Origin of the sequence: Swingsia samuiensis (assembly GCF_006542355.1) — a bacterium.
Lineage (GTDB): Bacteria > Pseudomonadota > Alphaproteobacteria > Acetobacterales > Acetobacteraceae > Gluconobacter > Gluconobacter samuiensis.
Genome location: NZ_CP038141.1, coordinates 381,700 through 392,468 on the forward strand (window position 1 = coordinate 381,700; position 10,769 = coordinate 392,468).

At 46.8% G+C, this 10,769-nt stretch carries 8 protein-coding genes and 1 pseudogene; 5 read left to right on the forward strand and 4 right to left on the reverse strand.

The window, feature by feature from the left end; translation table 11 throughout:
• Positions 1 to 24 precede the first annotated feature (24 nt).
• The 4 genes from E3D00_RS01810 to E3D00_RS01825 all read left to right on the forward strand — a co-directional run bounded on the left by E3D00_RS01810 (position 25) and on the right by E3D00_RS01825 (position 6,365).
• The gene (locus E3D00_RS01810; protein ID WP_246091463.1) at positions 25 to 897 is read left to right on the forward strand and encodes a DUF58 domain-containing protein; all 873 of its coding nucleotides are present in this window, start codon (positions 25 to 27) and stop codon (positions 895 to 897) included.
• On the forward strand, positions 894 to 3,638 hold the full coding sequence (locus E3D00_RS01815) for a DUF4159 domain-containing protein (RefSeq protein ID WP_141459420.1): 2,745 nt from the start codon (positions 894 to 896) through the stop codon (positions 3,636 to 3,638). The genes E3D00_RS01810 and E3D00_RS01815 overlap by 4 nt, the downstream gene beginning before the upstream one ends.
• The gene (locus E3D00_RS01820) at positions 3,635 to 5,686 is read left to right on the forward strand and encodes a VWA domain-containing protein (protein ID WP_141459421.1); all 2,052 of its coding nucleotides are present in this window, start codon (positions 3,635 to 3,637) and stop codon (positions 5,684 to 5,686) included. Before E3D00_RS01815 ends, E3D00_RS01820 begins: the two co-directional genes overlap by 4 nt.
• Positions 5,687 to 5,747: 61 nt before the next feature.
• A complete protein-coding gene (locus tag E3D00_RS01825; RefSeq protein WP_141459423.1) occupies positions 5,748 to 6,365 on the forward strand; it encodes an ankyrin repeat domain-containing protein in 618 nt (205 codons plus the stop codon).
• A 60-nt stretch (positions 6,366 to 6,425) separates the two neighbouring features.
• Here the strand turns inward: E3D00_RS01825 and E3D00_RS01830 are convergent, their stop codons facing one another.
• The 4 genes and pseudogenes from E3D00_RS01830 to E3D00_RS01845 form a co-directional block, all read right to left on the reverse strand.
• Positions 6,426 to 7,511, reverse strand: coding sequence for a site-specific DNA-methyltransferase (locus E3D00_RS01830; protein ID WP_141459424.1), 1,086 nt, complete (start codon positions 7,509 to 7,511; stop codon positions 6,426 to 6,428).
• Positions 7,508 to 8,133, reverse strand: a pseudogene (locus E3D00_RS01835) (ribonuclease HII). The gene E3D00_RS01830 and the pseudogene E3D00_RS01835 overlap by 4 nt, the downstream one beginning before the upstream one ends.
• 137 nt (positions 8,134 to 8,270) lie before the next feature.
• Complete coding sequence (locus E3D00_RS01840; RefSeq protein ID WP_141459426.1) at positions 8,271 to 8,906, reverse strand: DUF4339 domain-containing protein; 636 nt, start codon at positions 8,904 to 8,906, stop codon at positions 8,271 to 8,273.
• A 60-nt stretch (positions 8,907 to 8,966) separates the two neighbouring features.
• Complete coding sequence (locus tag E3D00_RS01845) at positions 8,967 to 9,257, reverse strand: CsbD family protein (protein ID WP_141459428.1); 291 nt, start codon at positions 9,255 to 9,257, stop codon at positions 8,967 to 8,969.
• Between the two features lie 308 nt (positions 9,258 to 9,565).
• On the opposite strand from E3D00_RS01845, the gene E3D00_RS01850 reads away from it, so the two are divergent.
• Entirely contained in the window at positions 9,566 to 10,768 is a 1,203-nt protein-coding gene (locus E3D00_RS01850; protein ID WP_141459430.1) for an efflux RND transporter periplasmic adaptor subunit, read from the forward strand.
• Position 10,769 lies beyond the last annotated feature (1 nt).

Consider the following 10,769-nt stretch of genomic DNA (forward strand, 5'->3'; position numbering starts at 1 on the left):
CTCTTCTCTCGCAAGAGTACTGCCGTGCCACATTCTATCGCGGCTGAGGCTGAAAGCATTGGTCTGCCGACCTTACTGCTGCAGGCCGAAAGACTGGCTGCAAATATACAAGATGGTCGGCATGGACGCAGGCGTTCTGGAAGTGGAGAAGATTTCTGGCAGTTCCGTCCCTACCGCTCAGATGAACCCATCACAGCGATTGACTGGAAACAATCAGCTCGCTCTGCGCAAGAAGGAGCTTTGTGGGTTCGTGATAGAGAGCAAGAATCAACCCAAAATCTTCTGATCTGGTGTGATCCATCCGCATCCATGAACTGGCGCTCTTCAGAAAATTTTCCTCCCAAAAAAGAACGTGCTCAACTCTGTGCTTTGGCTCTCACCGCAGCTGCTTTGCGTGGCCATGAGCGCGTCGGTCTTTTAAACGGGCCAGAAGCAGGCCGAACATTTTCAGGTAAGCATAATCTGGAACAAATTGGGGAAGCACTCCTCTACCCCTCTTCTTCAGATGCAGACTTTCCTGATCTTGCAAGAATACCACCTCGCTCAGATATCGTCATAATCAGTGATTTTCTATGGGAAGACAATAAACTCCATACTTTCTTAAAACAAAGTTCCAATTTGCCGGCTAGGATTCATCTCTTGTGTGTTCTTGACCCAGAAGAAAGATCTTTACATCAGTCTGGACGTGTCCGTTTTTCTGGTTTGGAAGGAGGGGCTTTAGTGCTTCCTGCGATGGAAACCCTTACCGCAGAATACGAAAAAGCCATGAATGCTCATTTGGAAATACTCCAAACCCATGCGTCTCAATTTAATACACAGATGATTTTACACGAAACATCTCATAACCCCCTGCCTGCTTTGCTCGCTCTTTACGCTACATTGGGATCTGGCCAATGATTTTGCTTTCTCCCTTTGTTCTGTTGGGGCTCATTGCTCTACCCGCTATATGGTGGCTGATCCGCGCTACGCCCCCGGCTCCTCGCGAGACTACTTTTCCCTCTTTAATACTCTTAGAGCGACTAAAACTCACCCGAGAGGATGCAACGCACGCTCCCTTATGGTTATTGCTTCTACGTATACTCGCCGTTGCTCTCATTATCTTTGGGCTTGCCCGACCTATTTTACTACCGACACAAGCTTATACCCATCGTCATTCTTTAACTTTAATCATTGATAATGGCTGGGCTTCCATCCCGCATTGGAATGATCGTGTGGCTGCAGCGCAAGTTCTTGGCCAAGCATCCTTACGCCATGGCCATCCCGTCACAATTCTGCTTGCCGCTCGAACAGCTGATGGTAGTTTGCCAGAGCCTTTTACTACTCAAGATGATCGCGCCTTTTCAAACTATCTCTCTCATATCCAACCTGAACCATGGCCGGTAGATCGTAGCGCTGTTACTAAAGTAGTAACACAATACAATCTTGCTTCTCAGGATATTATCATTTTGTCTGATGGCGTTGCTTCTTCTTCGGATGAACAACTCCAGAATGCTTTGAAGAAAAGCTCCTCTGTAGAAGATATGCGATGGAAAGGATGCGGCCCTTTTGTTCTGCATATTACTCCTGACAAAGATGGAGCTTTCACCGCAAAAACAGAAACTCTTTCCCCTTGTGCCGACACTTCTTTTTCCCTTCGCGCCATGACTTCCGAAGGGAATACTCTTGCCTCTTTTCCTCTTAAGATAGGGAAAAGCTTTTCTGTTTCGTTGCCTGTATTAGCGCGTAATCAGCTGGATCATTTCTCTCTGGAAGGGATGAAAGGACCTGCCACAACCTTCCTCTTAGGGGATGCCAATCATCGTAAACCCGTTGGAGTTTTACAAACACCCGGAGATACAACACCTCTTTTAGGGTCTGCTTTTTACCTCAAACAAGCATTAGACACGCAAGCTGAACTACGCACAGGAGACGCCAATACTCTCCTTTCGTCCCCTCTTTCTGTCATCATCGCAACGGATGGGGCTCTTTCAGGGGATCAAACTAAAAGCAAAATCCTTGCTTGGGTTCGTCATGGTGGCATGCTTATTCGTTTTGCTGGACCAGACCTTGCCGCGCCATCGGAAAATCAAAATCAGACTGGAGGCACATCTCAATCCGACCCGCTCATTCCTGTTCCTTTAATGAATGGCATGCGTCAATTAGGAGGGCCTATGTCTTGGGGGAAGCCTCAAGCTCTGGCTTCTTTCCCTGCATCATCTCCTTTTGCAGAACTGACTATTCCAGCTGAAGTCAACATTTCCCGTCAGGTTTTAGCTAAACCCGACAATGACTTAAGCCAGCACGTCTGGGCGTCTCTCCAAGATGGCACCCCCCTTGTGACAGCTCGGGCAGAAGGCAATGGGGAAATCGTCTTATTCCATGTTACCTCTGCACCCGATTGGTCTAATCTGCCTCTCTCAGGCTTGTTCCCAGATATGTTGGAGCGTCTCATCAACCGCTCTGCTGGTATTAATGGAAAAACCCCTTCTTCTTTAATGCCTTGGCGGATTTTAAGTGTGGACGGAGAGCTTACTCCGCCGTCACCAGCCGCAACGTCGATACACGCAAAGGATTTTAAAACAACCGACATCAATGTGTTTCATCCTGTCGGGCTTTATGGCCCAGCGCGTGCAACTCATGCCCTTAACCTTGCAGATCATATTCCAACTTTACACACAGAGCCTTTACTCGGCACAGCTATCTCTCCCGATGGAGCGCAGCCCGAACGTCCTTTAGGGCCTTCCCTCATCTTTGCTGGTTTAATATTATTGCTCGTGGACCTTACTCTTTCTCTTAAACGTCGTGGCATCGTACCTTTTGCCATAATGCTCTTAATATGCGGCTTCCCTTATCAAGCTTACGCACAAAGCAACGCACCTTCAGCAAGCTTAGACACTCAGATTCCTCAAGCCGCACTTGAAACACGCCTTGCTTATATTATCACGGGTCATGATGATATTGATGCAGCGTCTCGTGCAGGGCTTGAAGGACTATCAAACTATACCAGCGCACGCAGCTCTGCTTCCTTAGGCCATCCAGACGGGGTCATTCCGGGAAAAGATGACCTAGCTTTCTACCCTTTATTATACTGGCCGATTACAGCAGATGCACAGCCTGATCCTGCTCGCATAAAAGCCCTCAACGCCTTTATGGAGCACGGAGGTATTCTACTCATTGACGAGCAAGGAGCGGGAACAGAAGTCAACCCAAGTTCTATGACCGCAATCCGTACTGCTTTACAACGTGTAACAGATGGTTTGACCATTCCCCCATTAACCACGTTAAACGACAAAAACGTTCTGAGTCATACTTTCTATCTGCTGCATAATAACTTCTCAGGCCGTATCAGTGGAGAGCCTGTTTACATCGCCCGTGAAGGCGATGAAGCTAATGATGACGTCAGCCCTGTTATCATTGGAAATGCTGATTGGGCGCATGCTTGGGCAACAGATACGTCTGGGAATCACCCTTATGCCGTTATTCCCGGAGGGGAAGATCAACGCACATTAGCCTATCGTTTTGGAATGAACGTTGTGCTCTATGCCTTAACGGGAAATTACAAGGCAGATCAGGCGCACTACCCAGAAATGCTCCACCGTTTAGGGCAGAATAGTCCCAATGATCCATCTTCCCAAGGCGCGGAGGGAAATGCACCATGATGTTTGACTTTGCCCCCGCTCTTCCTTTTTGGCTTCTAGGAAGTGTCGCGACTATTATTATAGGAGCCACCCTTTATGGCACCATTAAAGGAGCAAAAGGCCTCATATGGCGTGCTCTTGCTGTTTTTGTTCTGTTAATCTGGATCGCTGGGCCGCGCTCTGTTCATCCGGTTTATAAAGCAGTTCCACAAGACGCTTTGCTTATCGTTGATCAAACCCCTTCAATGCAGGAGAAAAATCGAAATACACTTGCCGATAAAGCTGCTGCACAACTCACAAAAGAAGCAACCCAACTTCCCGGCCTCACCCTTCACCGCATTAATGTTTCTGGCGGAGATAACCACGGAACGCGTTTGTTCCATGCTCTCACCCAAGCCGATATTCCGCGTAGTCATTTTGCTGGCGCCATTGTTATCACAGATGGGATGGATCATGATGTTCCCCATCATCTTCCGTCTTTATTTCAGCGCAAAAATGGCTCCCCTCTTCCGCTCCATCTTCTACTTACGGGCCAAGGGGAAGAAACTGACCGCCGTTTACGCATTCTCAACACTCCTCCTTTTGCGATTGTCGGCCAGAAAGCGACAATCCGTGTGCAGGTGGATGACCTTGGTGCACCAGAGGGAAAGACAGCAACTCTTTCTGTTCGCACGGGAGATGCAGCACCGACCACTCGGCTCATTACAGTCGGTCAGCCTCAAGATATTACCATCCCCATTCAAAAACCTGGAGAAACGCTTATTAACTTATCCGTTTCTCCTCTGGATGGTGAGGTCTCAAACTTAAACAACAGTGATGTTCTCCATATTCGTGGGGTACGTGATCGACTAAAAGTCTTGCTGGTGTCTGGTATCCCCAATCAAAGCGAACGTGTCTGGAGACGCCTCTTAAAAGCCGATCCTTCTGTTGATCTGGTGCATTTTACGATTTTACGTTCTCCTTCTGCGGATGATGACACCCCGCTGTCTGATCTCGCTCTTATTCCCTTCCCCGTTGAAGAACTTTTTCAAAATAAGATTAGCAGCTTTGACCTCATCATTTTAGATGGCTTTCGCAACACTAATATTTTGCCCGAAGAATATATTACCAATATCGCAAACTATGTTCGCAATGGAGGAGGACTACTTATCACAGCAGGCCCTGAATTTACTCAGGATGGCTCGTTACAAAACACAAGCTTAGCTCAAGTTTTGCCGGCTCATATTGCTAATAATGGCATTATCACACAATCTTTCCGCCCAGCGTTAACTGAACTTGGTGAGGTTCATCCTGTCACAGCCGGACTAGGCAACAGTCATAATTGGGGGCCATGGTACCGCGCGGCCAAAGTGGATGATTTCCACGGAGAAAACATCATGAGCGGGCCCGATCATACCCCGCTACTGCTTCTCGACCACGTCGATAAAGGACGTGTCGCTATGCTCTTATCTGATCAACTCTGGCTGTGGGCTCGTGGAGAAGGAGGCGGAGGACCACAGGCTGAACTTTTACGTCGTCTCTCTCATTGGCTCATGAAAGAACCCGATCTCGAAGAAAACCGCCTGACAGCACAAATCAGTAATAACCAGCTGATTGTTGAGCGACATATGCTCAGCAAAGGGAATGTCACTCCTGAAGCAGTCGTGATCCTTCCCAATGGCCAAAAATCATTATTGCATCTTGCCGAAGATAAAAAGGGCCTTTGGCATGGAAAAATGCCGATCCATGGATCCGGTATTTGGACGGTTCGGCAAGATGGGTTGGTTGCTTTTGCCAGCCCATCAGAACAAGACCCTCTTGAACGACAAGACCTACGCGCTACCGCCACACTTATGGGACCTCTGTCACAACACTCTGAGGGCAGTATCTCATGGATTGGCCAGAAAATGCCTGCCCTTCGCCAAGTGCAGGCTGGTCAACCTCTTTCTGGCAATGGCTGGATCGGCCTTCCCGTTTCACAAGCTGCTGTGGCAGGAGAAACGCGAACGCATAATCTTTTATCAGGATGGGTTGCCATGCTACTCTCCCTTATGTTCTTAGGAGTTGGTTGGTGGAGAGAGGGAAGATAATTTGTATCAGATTACACGTTCAGGACTCGCGCGAAATAAAAAATCCCATTATAATGGATTCATGAGACTGCCTCTGAACTTCCCCCGCCTTTTGCTTATAGCAGCCCTTAGCACAACACCAACCATCTTGGTGCCTTGGCATTCAGCACATGCCCAAGATGCGGATGACGCAGAAGCTGAGCAAGAAGCGGAAGATGCAGCCAAGAAGCAAGAAGCTCGTAAGGCTGCAAAACGTGCTGCTCCTCCCTCTGCTCTTCCTGGGGCAGAAGCATCAGACGATGATGGAGGTGGGCACGCACGTACAGACGTAAACCCAACCAATGCCCTTTTTGATGCTATTAATAATGGCTCACTCAACGCTGCAAAAGAAGCATTGAACCGTGGTGCAGATACAGGCGCACACAACGTTATCGATCAAACACCACTTGATATGGCGATTGACTTAAATCGACGTGATATCATGTTTCTGCTTCTCTCTATGCGCGCCTATAACCCTGATGGGCACATCGAATCTAATATTTCAGACGATGGTATTGTTATGAAAGATGGGAACGGCCATCTCTCTATTGGCGGGACGACAGCAAAGAAAATGGCTCCTCGCCCAGTTGCACCACGCTTTGATCAGAAAGGATCACACTCTGATCCGGCCTCTGGATTCTTAGGTTTCGCAGGAAGATAAAAACAAAAAAGCCGGGCGTTCTTTCCCGGCTTTTTTATATCTTTTCAAAGCAATTACACCTTATCCAACATTGCGCAACGCAACACTCTCCTGACGTAATACGTCAATTTGAACAAACTGCTTCTCACGTTCAAAATACCAAAACGTCCAGCCATTGCAGGATGGCGCACCCGTCAACATTGCTCCCAATTTATGGATTGAGCCACGCTGATTACCTGAGACCAAAGTGCCATCGGGCGTTACGGTTGCTTGTAATCGCTTCTGACGATCATATAATTTTGTGCCTGCTGGAAGCTGCCCTGTCTCTACAAAACTCCCAAACGGAATACGAGGCTGCTCTCTTTTTGCAGGAGTAACGGCTAACTGTTCAGACGAAAGGCATTCTTCACGCGCCACACGCTCACGGGCAGCAGCCACGTAATCAGGGTGGCGTTCGATTCCAACAAAGTGTCGTCCAAGCCGCTTGGCAACAGCCGGCGTAGTTCCTGTTCCACAAAAAGGATCCAGCACAATATCATTTGCATTCGTTGATGCGACTAAAACACGGTGCAGCAAACTTTCTGGTTTCTGCGTAGGGTGTAATTTTAACCCATGCTCGTTCTTTAAACGCTCATTGCCCGTGCATAACGGCAAGTACCAGTCCGAGCGCATTTGCAAATCATCATTCAGAGCCTTCATGGCCTGATAATTAAATCGATATCGACTTTGAGAACTTCTCGCTGCCCAAATTAATGTCTCATGCGCATTCGTAAAACGACGCCCTCTAAAATTCGGCATCGGGTTGGATTTACGCCAAATAATATCGTTTAAAATCCAAAAACCCAGATCTTGTAATAATGTCCCTAACCGAAACACATTATGATAAGAGCCGATAACCCAAATAGAGCCATCCTTATGCAAAATTCGGCGTGCTTCTGTTAGCCATTCCCGTGTGAAATGATCATACGTGGCATAATCATCAAACTTATCCCACTCGTCATCAACACCATCAACAATGGTTTCATCTGGACGGCGCAGCTCTCCACGCAATTGCAAATTATAAGGTGGATCAGCAAAAATACAGTCAACGCTTCCAGAAGGCAGCATTCTCATTGTTTCAATGCATTCGCCTCTAAGTATTTGGTCTAAGGGGAACTCACTACTCATACTGCATCTGCCTTTGCGTCAATAATACTACGAATTGGCGCAAATCCGCGCCTGTGATGAGGAGTTACCCCTCTCATCTTCAAGCCGCTCAAATGAGCAGCCGTCCCATACCCCGCGTTTCTTTCCCATCCATATCCATCATACCGCCGGGCTAAACGCTCCATCAGACGGTCTCGGGTAACTTTAGCAACGATAGAAGCTGCTGCGATGGAGAGGCTGATATGATCCCCTCCGATCACCATTTTTATAGGGCATGGCATGTTTTTGGGGGCGTGTTTCCCATCAATCAATGCCAGATCAGGTATATGACCAAGGTTCAATAGAGCACGTTTCATGGCTAAATGCGTAGCCTGTCCAATATTGATCTCTTCAATCTCTTCAACGGAAGCCGCTCCTATTCCTATGTAATAATCGGGAGCAGCCTTCAGTGCTTGATAGGCCATCATCCGTTTTTAGAGGAAAGCTTTTTGGAATCATCCAAGAGTAAAAGCATGTCCCCTTCTGGAGGAGAGGTAAAAGCCACTGCTGCAGCTACAACAGGCCCTGCCAAAGGACCACGCCCCACTTCGTCAATACCGACGACTAAACCACCATGGGCTGCTTCAAGGGCGTAATCAGGCATATTAGGGCTGTTTCTCCAGCAATCCAGTTCTACCGAATCGGTTATGAATCATAGCGACTCGGCTGGGAAGCCCTAAATTTAAAAAAATTCAAAAATATAACTTAAATGTGTCTTAAAGGACTCTCTTCAACGCTTCGTTACAACTCTGCATGATCGTCTGATTGAGGTTCATTAGAAGAATGTGACGCTCCCTCAGAGTTTTGATTGTGAATTTGGCGGATCTGTTGCTGAATCTGCGGCCATTCCTGCAAAACCTTTATCGTATTAACTCCGTACAAAACGACACTGACAGCAAAAATAAGCCGTCCCTTTTTTAAAATTTTCAGCCTTTTCCAAAAATAACCCGGTGAAAATATCCACCACCAAAAACTAGGCGGTTTTTTATTGGTTTGACGTATTAAGCTCCGATCCATTGTTAAGGCTAAAAAATAAAGAACAAATATAATAAATGAAATGACAGATGCTGCTTGCTGAGCCTGCTCAGAAGCAACATGCCGCCACTGAAAAATATAAAATGTTAACCGATCAATTGCCCATGGGCCAACCAACATAATCCATGCCCAGTATTCGGGTATCTTCCCCGAACGCAAGCGCGTTAACCCAGATAATGGCAATATTAATCCAGATTTTGCGACAGGCTTCCACTCATCTCCAAAAGAAGACGTCCATACTAACGTTTCTAACCCAATCCTCCGCTGAACAATCAGCTGCAAAATCTCATCTCGAGAGACAGGTCCTATTTGTTGCCCATTATTTTCATAGAACCATTCCATTAAAAAAGCCTCCTGGATAAACCCAAGAGGCTTCTAGCACATTTTTCTCGTATAAGAGAATTAGCTGCTTTTACGACCAAACAGCAATCCACCAACGATAATGCCAACAACAGTCGCAATGACAACAGAAATCAATGGACGGTCTTGAACGAAAGCTGTTGCAGCTTCGAGCTTTGTTTCGCCTTCATCGTAAAGATCAGCAAATTCCTGCTGAGCCATACCAGAAAGTTGGTCAAATTTACCATCAGCCTGCATTCCTAGATCACCAGAAAGACCGCCAACGCCATCTTTAACGCGGCCTTTTGCTTCATCAAGAAGACCTTCTGCCTTTGTTTTTAGTGTATCAACCACGTTCTATCTCCTCAAAACCGTGTTTCATATCTGCTTAACGAAACATGAACCACATGGATGCATTAAGATTAAGCAACGAACGCTCCAAGAGACAAGAGGTCATCACATATTGATTATCACATTGTTGAAATCTGCTTAGAGAGATCTATTGAACCCCAAATTCATTGCAAAAACTTAACATTTATTTAGCTTCCTGTCCTTCGCTATATTCAGTATCTTCTTTATCAATATGCTAAAATAGGTAAGGTCGTTTCTTCCTGTTATTATAGAATCAATCTCATATTGCTGAATACGAAAGACTAACGACTATGGATCAGCCGACGGCCGACACCACCAGCGACCGCCATCACGATAGCCATGCTCATCATGCAAAAAAAGCTTCTCGCAAACGCTGGCTGATTTGGCTTATCCTTATCGTTATTATTCTCCTAATCGGGTTTGCTTTTTTTCATCCCACAAAGCACTCCCATAAAACAAATAACCTTGCTGGCAACGTTCAGCCAGTCGCAGTAACCACCGCACATATTGATGACATGCCCGTCGTCTTACAGCTACTTGGTACTGTTGTTCCCATTACAAATGTAACCATCACACCGCGTGTCAATGGCCATATTCTGGATGTGTATTATCAAGAAGGGCAATACGTTCATAAAGGCGATTTACTTGAGCTCATTGACCCCCGCCCTTACGAAGCAACGCTAGCCCAATATCGAGGCACATTAGCTGCTGACCGCGCTCAACTCGAAAAAGCAAGAGTGGATAACGCACGTTACCAACGCCTCATCCGCCAGAACTCCACGTCTGCCATGACCGCCCGGGATCAGGAATTTACCGTTCAGCAACTGGAAGGTACGGTTCAATTCGATGAAGCGAATGTCCGTAATGCCGAACTCAATGTAATGTATTGCCACATCTTAGCCCCCGTTGATGGACGCGTCGGTATTCGCGCCCTCGATAAAGGCAACTATGTCACCGCGGGGCAATCAGGCGGATTAGCCATTCTGACCCAAATGCAACCCATCTCTGTTATCTTTACATTACCCCAAAACCAAATTGGAACTGTTGCAGACCAACTCCGGGAAGCTGGTGCTCTAACAGTAGATGCTTGGAATAGTGACAACACACAAAAAATTGCCTCTGGCACTGTTAAAGCTTTAGATAGTCAGATTGACACAGCGACGGGAACTGTTCGCTTACGTGGTATTTTCTCTAATGAAGACCTCCACCTCTTCCCTAATGAATTTGTTAATGCTCACCTCCTCGTAAAAACACTTCATAATGTTCTCATTCTCCCCGGGGAAGCATTACAAACTGGCCCAGAAGGCCCATTCGTCTACCGTGTTGAGCCGGATATGACGGTTAAAGATATTGCCGTAAAAGTTGGAAACACAGACACTCAGAATGCTGTCATCCTTTCAGGAATAAAAGCGGGAGACCGTGTGGTTACAGATGGAGTGAGCCATTTACGACCCGGGCAAAAAGTTTCCATCCCAAACGACAAACATTCATAAT

What these genes read in the sequence shown, in the direction of transcription:
- E3D00_RS01840 (WP_141459426.1), bottom strand. Translation starts at nt 8,906, where the DNA reads ATGGAATGGTTCTATGAAAATAATGGGCAACAAATAGGACCTGTCTCT.
- E3D00_RS01815 (WP_141459420.1), top strand. Translation starts at nt 894, where the DNA reads ATGATTTTGCTTTCTCCCTTTGTTCTGTTGGGGCTCATTGCTCTACCC.
- E3D00_RS01825 (WP_141459423.1), top strand. Translation starts at nt 5,748, where the DNA reads ATGAGACTGCCTCTGAACTTCCCCCGCCTTTTGCTTATAGCAGCCCTT.
- E3D00_RS01850 (WP_141459430.1), top strand. Translation starts at nt 9,566, where the DNA reads ATGGATCAGCCGACGGCCGACACCACCAGCGACCGCCATCACGATAGC.
- E3D00_RS01830 (WP_141459424.1), bottom strand. Translation starts at nt 7,511, where the DNA reads ATGAGTAGTGAGTTCCCCTTAGACCAAATACTTAGAGGCGAATGCATT.
- E3D00_RS01820 (WP_141459421.1), top strand. Translation starts at nt 3,635, where the DNA reads ATGATGTTTGACTTTGCCCCCGCTCTTCCTTTTTGGCTTCTAGGAAGT.